This window comes from Terriglobia bacterium, assembly GCA_032252755.1.
Lineage (GTDB): Bacteria > Acidobacteriota > Terriglobia > Terriglobales > Acidobacteriaceae > JAVUPY01.
The window spans coordinates 140,324-163,046 of record JAVUPY010000052.1; the positions used below are offsets into that span (position 1 = coordinate 140,324).

20 protein-coding genes are annotated in these 22,723 nt (G+C 58.1%); 8 read left to right on the forward strand and 12 right to left on the reverse strand.

Annotated features, from left to right (window positions below; translation table 11 throughout):
• The first annotated feature begins 199 nt into the window (after positions 1–199).
• Together ROO76_11990 and ROO76_11995 are read left to right on the forward strand one after the other, a co-directional pair.
• Entirely contained in the window at positions 200–637 is a 438-nt protein-coding gene (locus ROO76_11990) for a rhodanese-like domain-containing protein (protein MDT8068874.1), read from the forward strand.
• Between the two features lies 1 nt (position 638).
• A complete protein-coding gene (locus ROO76_11995; protein MDT8068875.1) occupies positions 639–1,169 on the forward strand; it encodes a TlpA disulfide reductase family protein in 531 nt (176 codons plus the stop codon).
• A 62-nt stretch (positions 1,170–1,231) separates the two neighbouring features.
• Here the strand turns inward: ROO76_11995 and ROO76_12000 are convergent, their stop codons facing one another.
• Positions 1,232–1,507 (reverse strand): DUF507 family protein, encoded by a 276-nt coding sequence (locus ROO76_12000; GenBank protein MDT8068876.1) that lies wholly within the window; start codon positions 1,505–1,507, stop codon positions 1,232–1,234.
• Positions 1,504–1,782 carry a DUF507 family protein gene (locus ROO76_12005; protein MDT8068877.1) on the reverse strand — a complete coding sequence of 93 codons (279 nt, stop codon included), beginning with the start codon at positions 1,780–1,782 and terminating at the stop codon, positions 1,504–1,506. The genes ROO76_12000 and ROO76_12005 overlap by 4 nt, the downstream gene beginning before the upstream one ends.
• Before the next feature lie 244 nt (positions 1,783–2,026).
• Here ROO76_12005 and ROO76_12010 point away from each other — a divergent pair, with 244 nt between their 5' ends.
• From ROO76_12010 to ROO76_12020, 3 genes are all read left to right on the forward strand, one after another.
• Positions 2,027–2,458, forward strand: coding sequence for a hypothetical protein (locus tag ROO76_12010; protein MDT8068878.1), 432 nt, complete (start codon positions 2,027–2,029; stop codon positions 2,456–2,458).
• 2 nt (positions 2,459–2,460) lie between these two features.
• A complete protein-coding gene (gene recJ / locus ROO76_12015) occupies positions 2,461–4,257 on the forward strand; it encodes a single-stranded-DNA-specific exonuclease RecJ (protein ID MDT8068879.1) in 1,797 nt (598 codons plus the stop codon).
• Positions 4,258–4,569: 312 nt separating this feature from the next.
• Positions 4,570–5,007, forward strand: a complete 438-nt coding sequence (locus tag ROO76_12020) for an RDD family protein (protein ID MDT8068880.1) — start codon at positions 4,570–4,572, stop codon at positions 5,005–5,007.
• Positions 5,008–5,092: 85 nt separating this feature from the next.
• On the opposite strand, the gene rapZ is transcribed toward ROO76_12020, so the two are convergent.
• From rapZ to ROO76_12050, 6 genes are all read right to left on the reverse strand, one after another.
• The gene (rapZ, locus tag ROO76_12025) at positions 5,093–6,010 is read right to left on the reverse strand and encodes an RNase adapter RapZ (protein ID MDT8068881.1); all 918 of its coding nucleotides are present in this window, start codon (positions 6,008–6,010) and stop codon (positions 5,093–5,095) included.
• Positions 6,011–6,115: 105 nt separating this feature from the next.
• Entirely contained in the window at positions 6,116–6,706 is a 591-nt protein-coding gene (raiA, locus tag ROO76_12030) for a ribosome-associated translation inhibitor RaiA (GenBank protein ID MDT8068882.1), read from the reverse strand.
• A gap of 333 nt (positions 6,707–7,039) precedes the next feature.
• Positions 7,040–8,713, reverse strand: coding sequence for an RNA polymerase factor sigma-54 (rpoN, locus tag ROO76_12035; protein ID MDT8068883.1), 1,674 nt, complete (start codon positions 8,711–8,713; stop codon positions 7,040–7,042).
• Positions 8,714–9,012: 299 nt separating this feature from the next.
• Positions 9,013–9,741 carry an LPS export ABC transporter ATP-binding protein gene (lptB, locus tag ROO76_12040; GenBank protein MDT8068884.1) on the reverse strand — a complete coding sequence of 243 codons (729 nt, stop codon included), beginning with the start codon at positions 9,739–9,741 and terminating at the stop codon, positions 9,013–9,015.
• Entirely contained in the window at positions 9,741–11,999 is a 2,259-nt protein-coding gene (lptC, locus tag ROO76_12045; protein ID MDT8068885.1) for an LPS export ABC transporter periplasmic protein LptC, read from the reverse strand. The genes lptB and lptC overlap by 1 nt, the downstream gene beginning before the upstream one ends.
• A 145-nt stretch (positions 12,000–12,144) precedes the next feature.
• Positions 12,145–14,310 (reverse strand): alkaline phosphatase family protein, encoded by a 2,166-nt coding sequence (locus tag ROO76_12050; protein ID MDT8068886.1) that lies wholly within the window; start codon positions 14,308–14,310, stop codon positions 12,145–12,147.
• 263 nt (positions 14,311–14,573) lie between these two features.
• Between ROO76_12050 and queG the strand changes: the two genes are divergently transcribed.
• Positions 14,574–15,671, forward strand: coding sequence for a tRNA epoxyqueuosine(34) reductase QueG (queG, locus tag ROO76_12055; protein MDT8068887.1), 1,098 nt, complete (start codon positions 14,574–14,576; stop codon positions 15,669–15,671).
• A 22-nt stretch (positions 15,672–15,693) separates the two neighbouring features.
• Here the strand turns inward: queG and ROO76_12060 are convergent, their stop codons facing one another.
• Entirely contained in the window at positions 15,694–15,969 is a 276-nt protein-coding gene (locus ROO76_12060; GenBank protein ID MDT8068888.1) for a hypothetical protein, read from the reverse strand.
• Positions 15,970–16,161: 192 nt separating this feature from the next.
• Between ROO76_12060 and ROO76_12065 the strand changes: the two genes are divergently transcribed.
• Positions 16,162–17,949 (forward strand): hypothetical protein, encoded by a 1,788-nt coding sequence (locus tag ROO76_12065; GenBank protein ID MDT8068889.1) that lies wholly within the window; start codon positions 16,162–16,164, stop codon positions 17,947–17,949.
• A 72-nt stretch (positions 17,950–18,021) separates the two neighbouring features.
• On the opposite strand, the gene ROO76_12070 is transcribed toward ROO76_12065, so the two are convergent.
• Complete coding sequence (locus ROO76_12070) at positions 18,022–18,225, reverse strand: cold-shock protein (GenBank protein ID MDT8068890.1); 204 nt, start codon at positions 18,223–18,225, stop codon at positions 18,022–18,024.
• A 395-nt stretch (positions 18,226–18,620) separates the two neighbouring features.
• Here ROO76_12070 and ROO76_12075 point away from each other — a divergent pair, with 395 nt between their 5' ends.
• Positions 18,621–19,547, forward strand: a complete 927-nt coding sequence (locus ROO76_12075) for a YihY/virulence factor BrkB family protein (protein MDT8068891.1) — start codon at positions 18,621–18,623, stop codon at positions 19,545–19,547.
• A gap of 23 nt (positions 19,548–19,570) precedes the next feature.
• Here ROO76_12075 and ROO76_12080 read toward each other — a convergent pair whose 3' ends face one another.
• Together ROO76_12080 and deoC are read right to left on the reverse strand one after the other, a co-directional pair.
• Positions 19,571–21,934 carry a HEAT repeat domain-containing protein gene (locus ROO76_12080; protein ID MDT8068892.1) on the reverse strand — a complete coding sequence of 788 codons (2,364 nt, stop codon included), beginning with the start codon at positions 21,932–21,934 and terminating at the stop codon, positions 19,571–19,573.
• 28 nt (positions 21,935–21,962) lie between these two features.
• Positions 21,963–22,661, reverse strand: coding sequence for a deoxyribose-phosphate aldolase (gene deoC / locus ROO76_12085; GenBank protein MDT8068893.1), 699 nt, complete (start codon positions 22,659–22,661; stop codon positions 21,963–21,965).
• Positions 22,662–22,723: the final 62 nt, after the last annotated feature.

Below are 22,723 nucleotides of genomic sequence, written 5' to 3' on the forward strand. Positions count from 1 at the left end.
GAATGGGGCGCAAGCACAGGATTCCCAAGGTCTGGGCCGGTAAGCGCTTATTCTACTGGACTGGAGCAGCGAAAGCCTAGGCCATAGGCACCTATGTTGCTGGAGTTTGGCCCTAGTACGAGAACCCGCAGTGATCTCCACGGCTGTCGATTTAGGCGACCCGGAGTGTATGCTTTCATATATTCACATCGAGGATCCCGTGAAACGTGTTCTTCTCTTTTTCGCCGTGTTGTTTTCGGTCTCGGCCTTTGCCCAGTTCGTCGCCACCCAACCCGCCCTCATCCAGCCGCAGGAACTCGCAGCCATCCTAAATTCCAAACAGCCGAAGCCGCTGATCCTGAACGTCGGGCCGTACATGCTGTACGCGCAGGCGCACATTCCGGGTGCGGAATATATCGGTGAGGGAGCCGATCCGAAGGGCCGGGAGGCGCTCCGCAATCGCGTGAAGAACGTTTCCAAGAAGCAGTTCATCGTGCTTTATTGCGGATGCTGTCCGTGGAACCACTGTCCCAACGTCCACCCGGCGTACAAGGAACTGTTCGATCTCGGGTTCAGGAACGTGAAGGTGCTCTACATCGCCGACAATCTTGGCGCCGACTGGGTTTATCGCGGCTATCCTACAGTGCGAGGGCGCTGAAGTGAGCAAGCTATTTCTGTTGCCGTTACTGGCATACTTCGTCGTGGTACCTCTGCGAAAAGACTCACATCTGCCAACTGAGGCAGACGTGGGGCACCAGCACACGCCTGCTCAGTCATCGCAGGCGCCGGACTTCAGCCTTACCGATTTGAATGGGCAAAAACTCACGTTGTCGCAATTCAAAGGGAAGGTTGTACTGCTGGATTTCTGGGCGAGCTGGTGCACTCCGTGCCAGGCCGAAATACCCCAGTTCATCGAATGGCAGAAGAAATTTGGAGATCGGGGCTTCCAGGTGATCGGGATCTCGATGGATGATAACGAGAAAGCGGCGCGCAAGTTCCTGGAGCGCGTGAAACCGAACTACCCCATCGCAATGGGCAACACGAAGGTCGCCGAATCGTATGGGGGAATCCTGGGGCTACCGGCCAATATTGTGATCACGCGCAACGGCCAGATCATGGCCAGACATATCGGGGTATCGGACTTAAAGAGCCTGGAGCAGGAGATTGAATTAGGACTTGCGATGAAATGAAGAAGCCCGCGTAGTGGGCGGGCTGATCGTCAATCCGATATCAGTCAATCGTCCATTATTTCTCAGATTCCCAACTTCTTCACTTCATCGTTGTAGTACTTGCGATAGAGGATGTCCCACTCGGCCGTACCTTCGGTGATGGTGCGCTTTTGGCTTTCGATCTTCTGGCGCGCGGCCTTATCGAGCCCCTCTTCTTCGGTCAGCAGTTTCTCGAGGGTCGCGCGGATCTCCAACCGGATGGTCTGCGGATCTTCGATAAATTCGACCTCGTCGGCTTCCTTGATGGCTTCGAAAGCAGCCTTGGCGATTTTATTCGACTTGTCGCGGCTGATTCTCATAGCACCGCCTTGTATTTCTTCACCAGCTGCATTTTCACTTTCTTGAATGCTTCCTGATAATCGGCACCCATCTGTCGTGCCTCGTCTGAATACGCTTCGAGGATCGCACGGACTTCCTCATTGATGCGGTCTTCGAGGGAAAGCTCCTCGTACATCGCGGCGTTTACCTTCTCGGCGACGGCTTCCGGATGAGGAGCGTCGATAAACTCGCCTTCTTTCAATCGCCGGACAAGCTGCTTTGCCAGATAGCCGACGTACTCTCTCGAATAGATCATGTCAGTAATGTCAATAAGTTGGGAGATGAACAATTAAGTTTAGCATAGCGATTTCAGAGAACAGCCCTGCCTTCCAAGGAACAGACCCACGTTAACGCGCAATGGAAGCGCGTGAACGTTGGGCACCAATACCTTCTTCCAGCAACTCCGCAGCGGAGTATGATAGGTTTCACTATGGGACCGAGTGCAATTGGCTCGGCCCATGCCCGCTATGGTCGATGATCTAACCGCTGTTAAGGATGATATGAAGGCCTTCATCGAAGGCCACGGTATGCGCCGGTTCCAAGGCTATGTGTCGGATGAGGTGCAGAGCGTCCTTTGGGAGGGCGGGGAGAATACAGAGGCTTGGAAGGATTTCGTCGAATTGGCCAAGGCGTCCAACGCTCCGTTCCTGACCACCAACGACATGGTGCTCGACCGCAACGACGTCGACTACCTGATAACGAAGATCGAGCGGGCCAACTTCACCAATGATGAAGATGTCGAGGAAGCCCGGTGGCTTCGCACGTACGTCGGCAAGACGGGCTTCGTGCAGATCGGGTTCCCATTCCAGGGGCTGATGTTTCTCTACGAGATCTCCTGCGAGTGGTATGAGCGCTACCAGCGGCTGATGGATTTGGCCGACGACTTCGGCAGCATCACCATCGATGAGTCCGACCAGGACGACGAGCACTGACCGTGCGCTGGATCCCACGCGTCCCTGAACCCAGTGAACCTGAATTGACTTTGCGCGATCGCGAGGGTCTTGCCCTTCAGTTGGCGGATTCTCTGCGCCTGCCGGTGATGGTGGCACGGCTGCTGGTAAATCGTGGGATCCGGAACGACGAAAGTGCCTGGCGATTTTTAGATCCGCAGATCGATCAGTTGCACTCGCCTTACCTGATGTGCGGCATGAAAGCGGCGATCGAGCGCCTGCGTGCTGCGATCGAGAAGCGCGAGCGCATCCTGATCTACGGCGACTATGACGTGGATGGCACGATGGCCGTCGTGATCCTGAAGACGGCGATTGAGTTGTGCGGCGGGGTATGCGATTTCCACGTACCGCACAGGATTCTCGAAGGTTACGGCATGCGCGACGAGGTGATCGAACGCGCGGCCGCGGATGGGATCCGGCTGATCATCAGCGTCGATACCGGAATACGCGCCTTTGCTGCCGCCGAAACTGCCGAGCGACTCGGCCTCGACCTGATCGTCACCGATCACCATTTGCCGCACGAGCACGGCATCCCGAAAGCGCTGGCCGTACTGAATCCTAATCAACCCGGCTGCGAGTATCCGTGCAAGGCGCTGTGCGGAGCTGGTGTCGCGTTCAAAGTTGCGCAGGCGCTGTTTGAGGCGGCGGGGCGCGAGCGATACATCTCGTCATTTCTGAAGGTGGTCGCGATCGCGACTATAGCCGACGCTGTACCGCTGACCGGCGAGAATCGCGTTTTCGTGAAGCTCGGCCTTGAGGGATTGAGCCATCCGGTTAACCCGGGGCTGCGGGCGCTCCTCGAGGTCTGTGAGTTGCGGCAGAATCGGACGCTCACGACGACTGAGATCGCGTTCCGCGTAGCGCCGCGGATGAACGCAGCCGGCCGCATGGACATCGCGCGCGATGTAATCGACCTTTTCACGATGAAAGACGCGGAGCGTGCCCGGGAAATCGCGTTGCGACTGAATAGACTCAACGGCGACCGGCAACAGGAAGAATCACGCATCGTCGCCGAGATCCAGCAGAAGGTCGAGGATGATCCTTCGCTGCGCGAGTCGTATTGCATGGTGCTGGATGGGGACGGCTGGCATCGCGGAGTCATCGGCATCTGCGCCTCGCGTGTCGTCGATCGCTACCACCGACCGGCCCTGGTGCTATCCGTCGACAATGGAGAAGCACACGGCTCCGGCCGATCAATTCCGTCGTTTCACCTGTTGAATGCGCTGGAGTCCTGCCCGGAACTGTTCAGTCGCTATGGCGGACATGCACACGCGGTTGGGTTTGGGCTGCCATCGGAGCGAATTCCGGAACTTCGCCGCGCACTGGACGGCTATGCACGCCAGCGCCTAACCGAAGCTGATTTCGTGCCGCTGCTGGAAACCGATGGCGAGTTGCCCCTCGACGAGATCACGCCCGCGCTCTGGCAGGAGATCAATCGACTTTTGCCATTCGGGATGGGAAACCCCGAGCCGGTATTCGTCACACGCGGAGCCAAGATCCTGACCGAGCCGAAGATTGTGAAGGAGAAGCACCTGAAGCTGAAGGTCTCGCGCGGAAGCGATGGGAGCCCGTCTCTTTCTCGGGCGATGGACGCCATAGGCTGGCGCATGGCGGAGCGGTTGCAACAACAGCCGCTGGCGTTCGGCGACGCGCTGGACGTCGCTTACCGGATTGAGCGGAATACGCATCCGGACTTCGGTGGGAATCTGCAGTTGGTGCTGTGCGATTATGTGGTTTCGGTGCCTGTCCCGGTGCGCGCCGTTGCGGCGGCGACGGACTGAGTCTGAAGTCGAAAGTTAAGAGTCGAAAGGCACAACCCAAACTCGAAATCGTAGATCGCCCCAAGCTCTGATTTCAGCTTCAGACTTTCAGCTTTCGACTTTGGACCCGTCGACCCAAACGCGCGACTTTACATGCACGGCAGGCGCGGTCTATATTCCGTTCCTATGTTGGCGGTAATGGTTACCCAGTGCCCGAGCTGCGGCAAGGAGATGGTGAGTGATGCGCACTACTGTCACCATTGCGGACGACCTGTGCAGAGGCTGGCGCCGGTAGAACCGATTCGCAAACCTGAATCCAGACCTACATCCGGCATGAGTTATGCGCCCGTCTGGCGCCGTTTCGTTGCAGCCGCGATTGATATCGCCACCGTGATCACGTTTGTGCTGCCTGGAGTCCTGGCATTCTTCTGGCTGGCAGAAATCGTGACGGGCTGGTTTGGCATGGATCAGGACGACAGCCGGTTCTTCGCGGGTGTCGGTGGCGTGCTCCTTTTCCTGACCGCCGACTGGCTCTACAACGCCTACATGAACAGCTCACAGCGGCGTGCCACTTTTGGCAAGTACTTCATGGGGCTAACGGTCACCGGACTGGATGGCGAACAGGTCGGCTTCGGTCAAGCGACGGGGCGCTACTTCGCCAAATACATCTCGACGTTCCCACTCTTTGCCGGATTCTTTATCACACCGTTCACGCGAAGGAAACAGGCACTCCATGACATGGTGGCGGGGACAGTAGTGATGAGGCGGTAAGAAATGGCAAAACCAAGTCAAAAGTAGAAGGCAAAGGGTAAAACTCGAGCTGGCCTCCCTTAGACATTTGAGTGCCTGGTCGGTTTTATCTCGGGCAGTCCCTGTGCTCCACTTTCACCCGGAAACCTGCCTTCCCCAACCTCTTTGACACTTCCTCCGCGATCATGACTGAGCGGTGCTGACCGCCGGTGCAGCCGAAGGCTATCGTCAGGTAGGACTTGCCCTCCTCGATGTAGTGCGGCAACAGGTAGATCAACAGTTCCGAGATGCGGTCGATAAATTCCTGTGTCTGCGGGAAGGAGCGGATGTAGCGGGCGACCTTCGGGTGGCGGCCGGTGTAGGGGCGGAGTTCGGGTACGAAGTGCGGGTTGGGCAGGAAGCGGACGTCGAACATGAGGTCGGCGTCATCAGGCACCCCCTTTTTGAAGCCGAAGCTGATGGTCGAGACCAGGATCGTGGTCGGCTTGGGCGCCTCGGGCTTGAAGGCCTCGTGGATGTGCGCGCGAAGCTCGTGAACGTTGAACTTCGAGGTGTCGATGACGATGTCGGCGACCTTGCGGATGGGGGCGAGGCGCTTGCGCTCGTTGGTCAGCGATTGCTGGACCGAGTTGGATATGCCGAGCGGATGAGGACGGCGGGTCTCACTGTAACGGCGCAGGAGGATGTCGTCCTCGGCTTCCATGTAAACGAGGGTCGCGTTGTATTTCTGGCGAAGTTCGCGAAATATCCGCGGCAGCTTTTCCAGGCGCTCGCCTTCGCGGATGTCGACGACCAGAGCGGAGTTCCGGCGCTCCTCGGTCTGGCTCAGCAAGTCGGCTAGGTGCGGGATCAGTTCGACTGGGAGATTATCGACCGAGTAGTAGCCGAGATCCTCGAAGGCTTTGAGCACCGACGCCTTGCCGGAGCCGCTCATACCGGTGATGATGACAAGGCGTCCGGAGCCCGTAGGGCGCGGGCGAAGAGGTTCCCGATTTCGGGCGCGGGGCTTGGATGGTCGAGGCATTGGCGACATCGTACCGGATAGTCCCCATTGTTGGGTAGAGACAAGAAGAGGCAGGCCGAAGGCCCGCCTCAACCGGCGGCAAAATGGCGGCGCCACTGGGATTATTTACGCTTCGATCAACTCCAGTTTGCCGTCTTTCTTGCGGTGCAGGACCTTTACGTTCCCTTCCTTGTCGCGGAAGACGAACACTTCGCGGTCGCGAAATTCGCACTCTTTGACGGCTTCCTCCAGCGTCATCGGGCGGATTGCAACGGCGTCTTCGCTGCGCACAAGGTGCGCCTCGGTGGTTTTCTTGTTGCCCGGGAACTTGTGGACTACCACCGGAACCGCCGTTGTCGTGCTTGCGCCGACGGCCATGGTCAGTTCTACTTCCGGAGCCTCCCGCTTCCACTTTGATTTCGTCACTCGCTTGGTATCCCGTTTCCGTCCGTTGTGCTTCAGCGCCTGCTTCTCGATGTGCTCCAGTGCCTCGGAGATCGCGGCGCTCATGTCCTGCGACTCGGCGAGGCCCACGATGGGATGACTGCGGCGCTTGATCGTAATTTCAGCAATACGGCGCGACTTCTCGGCGGTAAGAATCACTTTGCTTTTGAAAGTCTCGCCGAGGAATTTGGAAATCTTGTTGAGGCCGGCTTCGACCTCTTTGCGAATGGCAGGAGTGATTTCGAACTGTCTTCCGGTATATTCCACATTCATCGATTCCCTCCTTGTGTTCGGGGGTACTCACATTGGCCAAACTCCAGCCAACGAAAATGATAACGACTGGACAGCACAATTGAAACTCGCAGAACTCGATGCTGCAAGCACCGTTCGTAACCGGGAAGAACCAACCGGGCATTCCCGATTTCAAACCCTTTAAATGCAAGGGTTGGGCGGCTGTTATATCAATCAAATGGCAAACCGGTAAAGGGAAAAACGGCAAAGCGCGGACCTCGGATGTACGCGGATTCTCGGCTTGGCAACGGCCGGTCGCAGCAGTTCGGCAGTATTGTATTCAGTTTTGCGGTTTTTCCCTCTGCCGTTTTGCCGTTAGTTCTTGATTCTTCTCTGGTGTGTGCTCGGGATCTTCATGTCTTCGCGGTACTTGGCTACGGTTCGCCGAGTGACCTGGATGCCCTGGCCTTGCAGGATGCGTGTGATCTGCTCGTCCGTAAGCGGGTGCTTCGGGTCTTCGTCTTCGATGAGCTTTTTGACGCGCCGTTTGAGTATAAGGAGCGATGTACCGCCGCCTTCGGGACCCTGCACGCTTTCGCTGAAGAAGTAGCGCAACTCGTACACGCCCTGCGGGGTGTGGACGTACTTGTTCGAAACAGCGCGGCTGACCGTCGAAGGATGCACACCGATCTCTTCCGCCACTTCCTTGATCATCATTGGCTTCAATTGATCGATACCATGATCAAGGAACTCGCGCTGCCGGGCGATGATGACAAGGCAGACTTTAAGGATCGTCTGCTTGCGCTGCTCGATGTTCTTGATGAGCTGGATCGCCGACTTGTAGCGCTCTTTAACGTAATTTTTGACGTCTTTTTCGGCCGTCTGCTGCGTCAGCATGCGGCGATAAGTCGGATTCAGCCGGAGTTGCGGCAGGTCTTCGTCGTTCATCACGACGATGTACTCGTCACCCTGCTTGATGAACGCCACGTCAGGCTCGATTAATCGCGGCTCGGTTTTGTTGTAGCGCAGGCCAGGCTTGGGGTCGAGCGTCTTGATGAAATCAACGGCCGCCTGCACCTGCTCCACGGACTTGCCCAGTGCCTTGCCGATTTCTTTCAGCTGCTTGTTCTGCACCATGGGCAGATATTTGTCGACTACGGCGAGGCAAACCTCGACGGTTTCGCCGTTGAGAATCGTGTGGGGCGAGCCATTCAGGGGTTTGTGCAGCTTCAGGTTTTCGAGCTGCGACATCAGGCATTCGCGCAAGTCGCGAGCTGCGACGCCGACGGGATCCATCTGACGAATAAGGTCTACGGCTTCGTGCAACGCATCGCGACCGAAACGTCCGACCGCGCGATGGTTGTTGTCGACCAGCGTCGGCCCCTGCGGCTCGGCCGTTGCGTCGGCGGCAATCACTGAAAGTTCGTCTGGAGAGGATGCCGGCTCGGCAGGCGCATCGAAGCTTGCTTCGTCCCCGGAACCATTTTCGTCCTGGGGTTTCTGCAAACCGTAGGCACCAAGCGTCAGCAATTCTTCGTCACTGGCCAGCAGGTACCCGTCTTCGTTGAGGTTGCCGATCACCAGTTCGGCGGCGGAGCGGACGTCTTCGCTTACGTGTATCGCACCCAACTGCCACATCAGGTGATCGGTCAGCGTGGTCGGTTTTGACAGGAAGTTCTCGAATGAGGGCCGTTCGATTTCTTCCAGTTCAACATTGCTACGATAGCCGGGATCGAGATAGTCCTGAAAAAACGAACCGAAATCGATCTCTTCGAAGGGATCTTTTTCCTCTGCCGGAGCGGGGGGCTCTTCCGCTGTCGCGGCCGCAGCGTCGCGGTCGCGCTGCTCCTCGCGCGCCCCTACCTCGTCCAGCGTAGGTACAGCCGACATGAACTCGTCAAGAACCGGGTTCTCTTCCAGTTCCGCATTGATCATGTCCTTGAGCTCCATTTTGTTGAGCGCAAGGACGCTGACCATCTGAACCAGGCCAGGGGTCAGGATCTGCTTCTGCGAAACTCTAAGGTTCAGTTTGGGCTGTAGCAATACCATTGCAGAGAAAAGGCGCTTAATGAAGCTTCACGCTAATCCGATTCTAAACCAGAATGCGTCGCTGTGCGGTGCTCCATAACGGTTTCCGCGATTACTTCCGTACATTGAAATTAGCTTGACTCGCCGGCGACATATGTCCGCGGTCCCTTGCACTCGCGTCGCTTTTTGGGGTGACGGGGGAAACAAACCGAGGATTTCGCAGAGATTCGCGAAACATAGGAACAGCGAAATCCTCTTGATCCGCAGATCAGCGGTTGTTCTTCAACGCCAGGCTCTGAGCATCCTGCCATGAAGCCCGGTTACACCAGCGAGAAGCTCTCACCGAGGTAGACGCGCTTGACTTCCGGATCGTTGCCCAGTTGCTCAGGCGTTCCGGCGCGGAAGATGCGGCCTTCGTTGATGATGTAGGCGCGGTCCGTTACCGAGAGCGTCTCGCGAACGTTGTGATCGGTGATGAGGACGCCGATACCGTTCTGCTTCAAATTGGAAATGATCTTCTGCAGATCGAGGACCGCGATGGGGTCGATACCGGAGAACGGCTCATCGAGAAGAATGAAGGTCGGCTGAATACACAGGCTGCGAGCGATTTCCACGCGACGACGTTCGCCGCCGGAGAGCGCATACCCGCGGTTCTTGCGAATGTGACCGAGGCCGAGTTCGTCGATGAGGCCCTCGAGACGCTCGCGTCGCTCGTGCCAGGAGATGTTCTGGGTTTCAAGGACGGCGAGGATGTTTTCTTCGACGGTCAACTTCCGGAATACCGAGGGCTCCTGCGGCAGGTAGCTGATGCCGTAGTTGCGCGCGCGCAGATACATGGGAACGTCGGTAATGTCGTCCTTATCGGCGAGAATGCGTCCGGTATCGGGGGGCGTAAGCCCGACGATCATGTAGAAACTGGTGGTTTTCCCCGCGCCGTTCGGTCCGAGGAGGCCGACGACTTCGCCACGATGGACGTTGAGAGAGACCCCGTTGACGACGCGACGTCCGCGATACGTTTTGCCTATCTCATCCGTCGAGAGGATCTGCATCAGCGGTTGACTCGCGTGTGGGTAACTGTCCTGGAAGACCTTTTGCTGGCTACGACAATCTTATCTTCGTGACTATAGAAGGTCAACGAATCGCCCTGGATGGTGCCGTGTTCGGCGTCAGCCACCACGGGAGGACCACCAGTCAAAATGAATTCGCCGCTCGCAGCTGTGTAAACGAGTTTTTCGCCGGTAGCATGACGGCCGGGTTGCTGAATCACGACATGGTTCTGGGCGACGATCCGGTTCAGTTGCGACGGTGAGCTTGCCGCGCGGGAACCTTGGCCGGCAGGATTCAGGATCACGTCCACTGCATCGGCAGTAACGGTCAAGTCCGCGCCCCTGGCGATGACGCCCCCGCTGAACCGTGCCCGACGATCGGCGTCGACATAGGTCAACTTCTTCGCCGTGATGAGGACGGGCGTGGTCTTGCCGGTCTTATCGGTCTGCACGAACACGGATTGGACGGGCTTCGTATTGTTCCCCTGCGCGACGATGCTGCGCCGCTGCCGGTCGAACTCGATGGCCGGCGCCTCCACGATATTTGCGCCCTGCCAGAGCCGCGCCCCGCCGGTATAGCGCGCGATACCGCTGTTGCGCTGTGCACTCATGCTCGGTGCGGTGGCGTGTACCGGATCCGAGGTCGCCAGCAGCGCGCCATTCGGATCCTGCTTCAGTTCGTTATAGGTGGATTTAACATTGCCAGTTGCAAAAGCATCGCCGGTGCGACGATTGATGCGGATCGTATCCGCGGAGAGTTGGAGCCCGCCGTCGGTCGCACGCGGTGAACCGCTCAGGCTCAGGGTCTCGTCTTCGGGGTTGTAGCGCGCACGCTCGGCGAACGCGGTACGTCCACCCGGTCCTGCGCCCTTTCCAGTCGCAGCTTCGCTGTACTCAAATGAACCGTTCATCAGGATTTCGCCGATCCCACCGGGAGCGAAGTTGACGAGCATTTCATGAGCCGTCGCGACTTTGTCCGGCTGCCCGGGAGAGCTGGCGACCATCTTAGCTTTGGGCTCGCCCTGGATCGACTTCAGCCGATTGTTACTGTCGAAAGCCGCGCGGAAACGGTCGGCGGTAATTACCGTGCGCTCGCCCAGGGCGCCTTTCTGCGGGGTCAGGATGAGTTGGCCGGGGCCGGATGTTTCGGCAGACTCGAAGCGCTTGCCATCCTTCACCACGAAATCCATGGCGCGGGTGGTGACGTCGTAGGCGTCACCGGAGTTTTGGGCCGGAAGCTGCTGCAGGTGAACTCTGTTGCTTGCGCGGACGTGGCTCAGATGATTCTGTCCCACGAAGTCGAGCGTCACAGTTCCGGCGGTCCCGTTCACGGCAGTGTTGCCACGCCCCTCAATCTGCACTCCTCCGGTGAAAACAGCGCGGTGGATAAGATTCTTCTGGGCGATGTCGAGATCCGCGCGCGGCGCCTGCACGGAAAGCTCGTTGGCTCCCTTTTCGGCTAGCCGCACATCTCCGGTCGCAACCACGCTCTCGACTTCGTTGTTAGGCCGGAAATGCACTTTCACCTTGTCAGCGTCGATGGTGCGCGTCGCCTGCACCACCTGGACACCTTCGAGCGTCATCTCCGCAGACTCTTTGCGGATGAGCCCACGATTCGCGCTGATAGTCGTCGCCTGAGAGCCGCCGGTCTCGAATTTCACGTTTGAGTTCAGGGTGAGTACGTTCGACCGGGAATCGTAGGTGGCGCCCATCGCCGATCCGCTCGCCTGCGGGACGTGGAACTCGATCTTTTGCTTGGTTTCGGCGAATCCTGTCTTCTGGTTAAACACCAAGCCGCTCGTCGTCAGGTGAATCGGATTTTTCAGCTCTTTCGGAACCTGCTGATCGGGCAGTGACGGTCCGAGTGCGTTTCCCTCGAGGTCGATGTTGACCTCGCCATTGGCCTTAACGATTCCGCTCTGCGGGTCGTACTCGAAGCCGGAACCGGAAATCTGGTCAAAGCGATTGCCCTCGCGCCCGTAAACGATGATATTGACGTCCTGCAACTCCGCCCGGCCGCCGTCCTTGTACTGGACGGCTTTGCTGGCACGGATGGTGAACAGGGTTCGGCCGCCCTCGGACTTGGAGAAGGAAAATCCTTGCGTGCTCTGCTGAATCTCTACCCCGAGCTTTTGCGGTGCCTCTTTGACGATCCTGCGAAGCTGAATCCGGGCATAGAAATAGAAACCGGCGACAACGGCCACCGTGGCGATCGCAAGAATCCCGAACCACGTTCGGAGACGGGGAACAGAAAGGGGCATTCGCTTTCTATTTTACGCTGCGAGCGCGTTCCGCCCCTCTACTTGTTTTGTGCGGGAAACACCGCACTTCTTCGTTCTTCGTTCTTCGTAAGACCGATGCGGAGACCCTCGGCTCGTCGAAGAACGAAGAACTAATAACGGCCTTTCAGAATCCCGGCGCCTTCTCCAACGAGTACGAACATGTCCCATTCGTTGGCTGAGCCGGCAGGGGCGGCGGAGTCAGGAAATGCGGGTTCGTGAAATCGAAGAACTCGGTCATATCGGGCGCATTAGCGTCGCGTGCCGTGAGCGGTGGGACATTGAAGCGCGTTTCAATCAGTTTCAGTATCGAGGTTGTTTCCATTGCCGTGTGCGAGACGTAGTGCGGCTTGCTCCACGGCGACATAACGATCAGAGGGACGCGCATACCCATCTGGTTGAACTCGGCTTTGATATCCGTCGATTTGAGGATCGGCTCCATTCCGTCCGGTTTCACTACGGACGGGGGGTTTACGTGATCGTAGAGCCCACCGGCCTCGTCGAAGGTCCAGATGAACGCCGATGACGACCATGTCGGGCTGGCCATGAGAGCATCGATAATCTGCTTCACCCGCGCCGCACCCTTTTGGACATTCTTCGTCGGATGCTCATCCAACCCCGTATTGCTCGCCCGCTCGATGAAGATGACCGATGGCAACGCGCTCGGGTCCTGGATGTCGGTGTAGTACTGGCTAATGCTCCGGACCTTGCCCTGGTCCTTCTGCCAGATGGAGAACTGCGCAAGGAAGGTGCTGTTGTCCTGATAGTAGTAGCGCCAGGAGACACCTGCGTCGTCCAGTGCTTCGAAGATGGTCTTCTGTGTGAACCCGCCGGACGGTGGAGAAACCGGCCGCACGTAGCCGAATGAGGTCGCCGTGAACAAGTACATCCGGTTTGGAATTGTTGGGGCGAGCACCGATGAGAAGAAGCGGTCGCTGGTTCCGAACTGGAAGGCCAGTTCGTAGTAGTAGGGGAGGTCCGTCCAGTCGTAATAACCCATCGCGCGGGTACCCTCGGGGTCGATCGTCGACGGCACCGAACCGGTGGTCTTCATGAAATTATCCATCTTGCCGCCATCCACGTCGTAATGGCTTTCGTTCCAACCGGGGCTGAGATTTTCATGACAGACGGTCTGGAAGTGGAACGGCGAGACAGGCTTTCCGGTGTAGGAGGGCAATGTTACGTTCAAGTTCAGGCCGTCGAAGTCGCCCGTATAGCCACGCTGGGCGCGATATTCCGGCATCATCCCGAAGTAGTTGTCGAGCGAACGGTTCTCCTGCAGCATGAAGAAGATGTGCTTGATGCTGGACAGTCCACCAGGTGGTGGTTGCGAGGTCGTGACGTTCACATACACCACCGACTTGAACACCTGCCCTGCCGAATCCCATGCCTGCACCGCGATGCGGTGCGTCCCCGTGGTTGAAATTGAAATGGACGTATTCAACTGGTTCGAGGTGGTTGAGTAGACGGAACTACCGTCGAGGTAGATCCTCATTGCCGTGACTTTGTTGGAGTCGGTCGTACCGGCCACGACGTTCACAGGGGAGGTCACCGTGGCATTGTTCGCGGGAGTACAGATCGTCACCGATGGATTCGTCGTGCTCAAAGTGCACGGTCCACCACCGCCGCTGGACGACGACACTGTTATGTAGATGGTACTTTTGAAGACGTTCCCTGCCGCATCGATTGCCTGCACCGTCACACGATGCGTGCCGCTTGCCATCGCCAGCGATGTATTCAACTGGTTGGCGCTGACCTGGTACTGCTTGGTCCCGTCAACGTAGATCTGGAGATAATTCACCGTGCTGGTGTTGTCGGTAGTTCCGGCAACGATGTTCACCGGCGAGGTGACGGTCGCATTGTTCGCGGGGGAGCAGATGGTCACGGATGGACTGGCGCTACTCAGCGTGCAGGGACCGCTGCCACCGCTTGATGACGTTGAAACAGTTATGTAGATCGTGGTCTTGAAAGTGTGCCCGGCCGCATCAATCGCCTGCACCGTCAATCGATGGCTGCCATCCGACATGGCCAGCGAAGTGTTCAACTGGCTAGAACTGATCTGGTACTGCTTGGTCCCGTCGACATAAATCTGCAGGTACTTCACGGTGCTCGAGGTGTCGGTGGTTCCGGCTACGATGTTCACCGGAGAACTTACGGTCGCGCCATTTGCAGGCGAACAGATTGTCACCGAGGGGCTGGCCGTATTCAGCGTGCACTGCGCGTGGGCGCCAATGGCAAATGTGAGAAGCAGAACGCAAAGGACGAGCGACTGGCGAGAACCGGAAATTTTCATGGCGGGGCCTGATACTCCCGCAGTTTCGGTGCAAGAAATAGACCACTCCTGAGTCTCTGAGTGCGGCGATTAAACTCTCTCTGCCGGTCGCTGATTTACGTTTGGAAGCACGTAAGCATGTCCGTGGAGGGAAGGTAGAGTTGGCAGCAGAATGGGCCTGAGCAGGCCAGAAGTGAGCATCGGAATTCCACCTGGAAGCCCCATCCACGCGCCTTTCGTGGATGTGGGTCTTTTCCGGCATTTAGAATGGACCTGGTCTTCCGATGACGCACAATTCCCTTCCCGCCGCCGTGAAACAAGCCGCCCGTGAAAACGGGTTCGACCTGGCGGGAGTCGCCGGGATTGGAGAGTTCCCGGAACTGGAGCACTTCGCCGAGTGGATTGCCGAAGGCCGGGCCGGGGAGATGAATTACCTCGAATCGCGCAACGAATCAGGTGAGTTCAAGCGGGCCGCCCTGCAGAATGCCGCGCCGTGGGCAAAATCCGTCATCGTCGTGGGAGTCAATTACAACAGCGATGAGCCGAAGTCCATCGACTCTCCCGATCTCACGCGAGGCTGGGTTTCGCGGTATGCATGGAATCGCCGCGATTACCATGACGTCATTCTGCCGAAACTGCGGAGTTTAGAAAGTCGAATCGCTGCGATGGCAAAAGATGCCGGCGAGGAGTTCCGCTCCTGGTGCTATGTCGATACCGGGCCACTAGTAGAACGTGTCTATGCGAAGTACGCGGGCATCGGCTGGATCGGGAAGAATACCTGCATCATCAACCAGGAACTCGGATCGTGGCTATTCCTGGGAGTAATCATCACGTCGTTGCCATTGCAGCCGGATCTACCCGCGCCCGATCGCTGCGGCACGTGCACGGCATGCCTGGACGCCTGCCCGACTAACGCGTTCACCGGGCCTTACGAGATGGACGCGACGCGCTGCATCGCCTATCTCACGATCGAGAAGAAAGGCTCTTTCCCCGAGGACCTCCGGGCTGGGATCGGCCGCCAGGTGTTCGGGTGCGACATCTGCCAGGACGTTTGTCCGTGGAACCGAAAGGCCCCGCCGGGAACGGAGCCCGAATTCGCGCCGCGTAAAGAACTCGTCAACCCGGCACTAGAGTGGCTCGCGGCGTTGACGCCGGAGACGTTCCGCGAGACGTTCGGTAAATCGCCGGTCAAGCGTACTAAGTTGAACGGGCTCCGACGCAATGTAGTTACTGCCATGGGAAACAGCGGAAGACTAGAATTCGTTCCAAGGTTGCGCGAACTGGCGCAGGATGAAGATCCCGCCGTCGCCGAGCACGCACGTTGGGCGCTCGACGAACTGGAGAATTCTGGGTCTTATGATCGCACGGAGGAAGACGGTTAGCTCGTACTCGCCGGTTGCCGGTTCATGGCGGCGACGGGTATCGCCACGCCGTCGCGCCGACATGCGCATCCGGTTGGCGCTTGCGACTCCGGTGCCGGTCATTCTCCACGCCCGGACGGCTGACATCAGCACCGGCGGAATCAGCATTGTTTTGCCACAGGAAGCCGTCGCCGCATCCGTTGCCATGCTCGGGATAAAGCCGCACGGTGTCGGTGACCATGTCTGGATCCGTGTTCGGCTGCGCCATCGTTCGGGGTTCCGTTGCGGTTTCGAATTCCTGGAAACTACAATTGAACAAAGGGCGCTCCTGCGGCGACTTTGCGGCTGCCCGCCAAACTGATGCCCCCACATTCGTTGTAGCGCCCGGGCCAGCCAAGCTTCGTAGTCACCGCGCATCTCTCACGGGAGTGGTAGCATCTGGTCAAAGGGGTTCGGCTGCGTACCCGAATCTGCGGTAACAAGTGGATGGGAGCTCGTACCGAAACGAATCATGAGACGCGCATTGTTCCTCTCGCTCGCGTTCCTCCTCACGTTCTCCATTAGCGGTTTGGCACAGGAGTGGATTGTCGTTCACTCTCCGAACCTGCAGATCATCTCCGACAGCGATGCGAATTCCTCGCGGACGGCTCTGTGGCGGCTGGAACAGGTGCGAACACAATTCGGCCTGCTGATGAACCGCAAAAAGATCCACCGCAATCGTCCGCTGCTCATCGTCGGCGTGCGCAATGAAGCCGAATTGAATTCCTTCGCAGGCGGCAAGCCGACACTTCCGGGCGGATTCGCGATGGCCGCTCCAGACCGCGATTATCTCTTCGTGGATCTCTCGGAGGAGAAAGACTGGAGCGCGATGTACCGGGCCTATACGCTCCTGCTGCTGAATGCGAATTATCCTGCGACGCAGCCCTGGTTCGACGAAGGAGTCGCCCAGACCCTCGCCGGGATGAATGTCACGGAAAAAACCGCCTCGCTCGACGCTCCGCCGGAAGTAGCCAGTACTCTGCAGCGCGGAGCGCTGCTCCCTGTGTCGCAACTCATCTCGAACGACGTGCAGCAGTCGGCCGAATTCCGCGCTACCGCATGGCTGCTTTTCCGCTGGCTTCGAGAGAGCAATCAACTCGACGCCGCGGCGCAGTACTTTCAGCAGGTGATGTTGCAGCACGTCGCGCCCGATCAGGCATTTGAGCAGGCGTTCTCCATCAGCCCGAGCGCCCTTGATGCCGCCTTAAACAAGTTTCGCGCCACCGCGGCGCAACCCAAGCGCATTGATGTTCCTGTTTCTCTCGATAAACAGACCTTCCCTTCCAATAAACTCAGCGACGTGGATGCCGCGGCGTATAAGGCGGAGTTCCGACTTGAACACCCGAACCAGCGCGAACAGGCGATTGCTGAGCTAAAGCAACTGCTGGCGAATAATCACGACAATGCGGAAGTGAATCGCGGACTGGGGATTGGGTACTTGCGCGATGGCGATCTGAAAACCGCCGCCGATTTTATCCGCCGCGCCATCGAACTCAACGACAGCAGCGGCATGATGCATTACCTGCTCGCTGTGTACTACAACCAGGGCTCGCGAGGCCAGGTGCAGGCTGACTCAGCCGCGCCGACGATTTTGCTCCAGACGGAGAAAGCCTTGAATATCGATCCCGAACTGGGCGACGCTTATGCGCTAATGGCTGAAGCGCAGATCTCCATGCAAAGCCCCGCCAAGGCGGCGCTGAGCATGAAACGCGCGCTTGCGCTGTGCCCGCGGGATCAGTCCATGCTTCTGCAGTTCGCGGATGTGCAGATTGCGAACAGCGAGTTCGCAGATGCGAAGGCACTGTTGACCTTCTTGAAAGGCAGTGACAACAAGGAAGTTGCACAACGCGCAGCGGCGATGCTGGTGGATGCGGACAAGCAGAAGAAGACCGAGAGCCACTGGGCGACGGAAGGCTACACAGACCCGACCGCTCCGCAGTGGAAACGGCCCGCGGAGGAGAAGACGAAACTTGCTTCCGGATCGGATGATACCCCAGGCAATAGCCCCAACAAACCCGATCCTCGGAAAGTGCAATACCTTAAGGGGACGTTGCTGAACGTGCAATGCGCCGACGAGAGTGCCACATTGAAAGTCTCGTCTGGCAAGAAGACGTGGACTTTCAATGTCCCCGATCGGTCGAAGGCCCTGCTGATTGGCGCCGACAACTTCGAGTGCGGCTGGCACGACGTGCCGGTGTCGGTTAATTTCCGCGCGAGCGGGAATGCAAGTGGGGACATTGTCAGCTTGGAAGTGGACTGAATCCGGCAGATGGTAACGAATCGACAATGAAAAACCCTCCCTTTCGGGAGGGTTCGCAATTTTGCGCGAGGCTTACCCGCGGTTTACGTTCTGTGCCTGAAGGCCTTTCGGGCCTTTTACGCACTCGAACTCCACGACCTCGCCTTCGTTCAAAGTACGATAACCGTTTTCCTGGATCACAGAGTAGTGAACGAAGACATCCTCGCCCGTGCTACGCTGAATGAACCCGTAACCTTTTGCGCCATTAAACCACTTTACTGTTCCCTTCTCTCTCACAACGAACTCCTTTCGCCTCTTATGCAACTTTGGATCCCCCACTACTCAGCCTCATCGTTCGTTGCGGCAAGGTCTGGCGTGAGGTTAACGGGTGTCGCTTCGTTTTGAGCCTGACGCAAAGAAACAAAGGCTCCCGAGTTTTAGACTGGCACCTTTCGGCCATGTCCAAAACTCCGGAGCCTGTGAATCTCTGTGCTGCACTTCCGACGAAACATCCAACCCTGATTCCCCCGGGCGGTTTCGCCCAGGACCCGTTGTGCATAACGAGTAAGGCAGAATTACTAAGAAGTTGACGGTTTGGCAAGGAAAATTAACAACTCGATGCCTTCCAAGCTATTGAAAATCCAGAGCGTACGCTCAACCTGAGATGAACTCTGCTACCATAAAAGGACTCCATGTACTCCATCGTCGAACCCGATCCGTCGGCTTCCGGTACCGGCTCTACGGCCGTAACAGCCGCTCATACCGAGTATGCGGATACGATGGGGATTGGCCAAAGCCTGCGCCGGAATGGGGTTTCCACGCTTCGGTACCTGACCAAGACCGAGGTGCACACGTACGCGTTCTCGGTGGCAGCGAATGCGATCTTATCCTTCATACCGGGTATCGTCCTCATGCTGACGCTGACCCGGAAGGTCATCCATTCGCCAGCGATGTACGACGTCGTGCTGCAACTTCTGCGCGACTATCTGCCGAGCAATCAGGACTTTGTAATCAAGAACATGAAGGCCCTGGCGGGTGCACACCGCGTGCAAATCTTCTCGCTGGTAATGCTGGTGATCAGCTCGACAGGAGTTTTCCTGCCATTGGAAGTGGCGTTGAACAGGATCTGGGGATTTGCGGCCAACCGGTCCTATGTCCGCAACCAGCTGATTTCACTGGGATTGGCGGTCGGATGTGGCCTGCTCGCACTGCTCTCGGTGGCGGCGACCGCCGGCAACTGGCATCTACTGAGCCGCTACATGCCAATGGATTGGCTGCTGGTGCGAGCCGCGGGATACATGATCATGAAGGTTTTTGCGATCCTCGCCAGCATCGCCATCTTCTTCGCTATCTACTGGGTGTTGCCGAACGGCAAGGTCCCCGTACGAAGCGTGCTGCCGGCCGCGATGGTGACCGGCATTCTGTTTGAAGTCGCCAAGCAGCTCTATGTTCTTTCCCTGCCATGGCTCGACTTCCAGAACGTCTACGGACCGTTCTCCATTTCGGTTACGCTGATGTTCTGGGCTTACATCTCGGGCATGCTGCTGCTGGGTGGAGCTTTCCTATCCGCCGCCGAGCACAACAAATTGAAAAACGGCGAAGCTGCGTTGTCTGAATAATGCAACAGTAGGGGACGTCAGGCCTAAGTTCCGACTGTCTTCGTCATCTCTACCGACATCGCATCATTGGGTGCCGATTCGGCATACTGCCGCACCGCGTAATTCACATCCGGCGACTTCAGTTTTACCAGCGTGGTCAGCGCCATGCGGCGCGCGGCTTGGATCAAGTTGGGGCTGCTGAGCACGTGCAAAAGCGCCCTCTCTGCCTCCGGGCCTGGGATCGCAGCCAGTGTCTGCGTACATGCGACCTGAAGGTTTCCCTTCGGATCGGTGAACAAGAGTCGCTCCAGGGCGGGAATGCTCGCCGGATCACGCAGGAACAGAAGTTCGCTTAGCGCTTCATCGCGAAGCTGCGGTTTCAGGAATGGCAACGCGTCCGCGATTACGACCGCTCGGCGTGGGTCGCGCGATTCGCGCACTGCGTCCAAGGCTGCTTTCTGCACGCGCTCATCCTGATGACGTAATGCCGGGGCCATCTCGGTCACCATTTGCGGATCTTTCAGTTGGAAGAGCAGCTTGCACGCGTTTCGCACGACATACCAACGCTCGTCGTGCAGGCATTTGCGAACCGTATCTAAAGCCATCGGGCCGACTCGTCCGATCAACCGGATCAACGCCAGACGGTTTGCGGCGTTCTTTTCTTCCTCGAGCAATGCGACGGCTTTGCCGATGCCGGCCGGCCCAGAGAACCGCAGAAGCGCCGACGCAGTTCGCAGCAGATTTCCTTCGTCGCGCTTCTGGACATACATTTCCAGGATTCGTTCCAGCGCCTGCGTCGATGCGAGTCCGGTTAGCGCGTTGTGGCAACATTTTTCGTGATCTGCGGGATTGACGGATGCGACGCCCTGGATCGCGGTCCCGATCGCTTCGACGATCTCGAACTGTTCAAACTTGGATACAACTCGCGAAATCGCCAGCAGGGCGTTCAGGAGTTGCTGATGGGCGAGGTCCTGATGCGCGAATCGTGGGAGGACCTCGCAGAGATGACTGCTCGTGCTCTGCCAGAAGTCGGACCTTAAGCCACCGAGTGCTTGGATCAGTTCCGGCAGGCGACCGAGGTCTTCAACCCGGAGTTCGCCATTGCTGGTAATCAGCGAGATATATCGATCAGCCAACTGGGTGGCGGTTGGGGCGTCGCCCGTCCTCACAAGCTCCTGAATGTGAAGCACCAGGCGCCGGAAATGGTTCGTCTCGAAAGTCTTGAACTGCAGGAAGCGCCGTGTTTTCTCTTTGCCGGGAACAACGGCCCATTCGAGTTCGCCGCGAATCCGCTCCGTCGTCGTCTGAGGAATGTTGAATTCGCGAACGTACTCCGCCAGTTTCTCGGCCAGGCGCGAAGCCACTTGCGTTGCCTGGAGGCTGCGCAGCAGAACGCGAATGATCTCGTCCTCGATGATCAGACCATCGGGACCGCCAGGAGCCGTACCCAGTCGTTTGGCGGCCCACTGCGCGGCGGTGTCTTCAATGACCTCGGCCGCCATCTGGTCGGGCGGCAATTTGCGGAGCGCCTCGCGACGCCTTGGCGGGAACGAGGCCAGCACTACTTCCGGTCGGGACTCAGCAATGATTCGTGCCAGGTCCACGTACGATTTCTGCGGACCATCCACGCTCTCCATCAGCGTGGCATTGAAATAACCTTCGACAACAGCGGTAATCCCCGCCGGGCCACCGCCCGGAGTTACTGGTCCGTTTCCGGTCAATCCCGCGCCAAATCCGCCCGAAGAGCCGGCCGAGAATCCGCCGTCGCCGCCATTGCCGCCCATGCCAGTTCCGTAGCCGGTCCCGCCGTCGAACCCGGCTCCAGAAGCAGCACCCGCCGTCGCTCCCGTGACGCCGGCGTTCTGCAGCAGCCAGTCGAACTTCTCCATGCCGGGAGCGCGAAAATCCGATAAAGCTTTCGACATCAGGTAGGACTCGGAGTCGGTCTCGAGTATTGTGTCGCCACTTTCGGAGCGCTGCTGGTTCTTTCCGGCTGGGATAATTCGCGCGAACTCGACGGGATTCTGTACAAGGTGCTGGTGCAGGCCGGTTGCTTCCAGTGTCTTGACCTGCACTGCGAGAACACCGATCAGTTTTCGGTAGCCGGTCATGGTTAATCCAACTTCGAAGGTGACCGCGCCAACGCCGCGCTTCAGGAACTCGTTTTCCAGGGTCTTCAGCGCAGGGTCGGTAGTCAGGATGTTGTTGATCATGACGCGCTGATCGACGAACCCGAGCGTGAACTGCCCGTGATTCTTAACGATTTCGTTGAGCTGATCGAAGCTGTGCTGCAGAGGCTGGTTCACGGCCGCATGGCCGGGAGAGAACATGATCGCGGTCTTCAGCAGGGTTTGCAGAGACCGTGCGTATTTGAGCCCAACCGCTTTCGTCTGATTCGTATCCTGCATTCAGTCCGCCCGCGGCTGGGCGTCTTGTTTAATCGGGAGCGCCCATTTCGCGCACAATCGCAACGCTTGCGCTCGCCCCGATCCGGTTCGCTCCGGCATCGATCATTCCCACTACATCCGAAGCCGTCCGGATTCCGCCCGCCGCTTTCACTCCAATCTTTGTTCCCACCACTCCCCGCATCAGGGCGACATCGGCAACTGTCGCACCGGCGGATGAGAAACCCGTCGAGGTCTTTACAAAATCCGCACCCGCATCGGCCGCCAGCTTGCACGCGAGAATCTTCTCGTCGGTGTCGAGCAGGGCCGTCTCGATAATCACCTTCAGGATCGCCCCCGAGCGATGCGCGAGGTCGGCCAGCGCCTTGATTTCCGAACTGACCACGGTGCGCTCGCCCGACTTCAGCGCCCCGATGTTGATCACCATGTCTAACTCTCTGGCGCCCAGCCGCAGGCAATCGACCGCCTCGGCCAGTTTCGCCGTGCCCGTCGTCGCTCCCAGCGGGAACCCGATCACGGTTCCAACCAGCACGGGCGAGCCCTGCACGAGGCTCACGGCCTGCGCCACGTTCGACGGGTTCACCATGACCGAGCAGAAGCCGTACTTCACCGCTTCTGCGCACAGCTTTGCGACCTGCGCCCGCGTCGCTTCCGGCTTCAACAACGTATGGTCAATGAGAGCAGCTACAGCTTTCCAATCCTGAGCTACAGGGGAGGTAGGTTCCTTCAATGCTTTTTCCATGACTCAATGGATTTTAGCATCGCACAAAGATGGTAAGCGGAAAGTGCCTG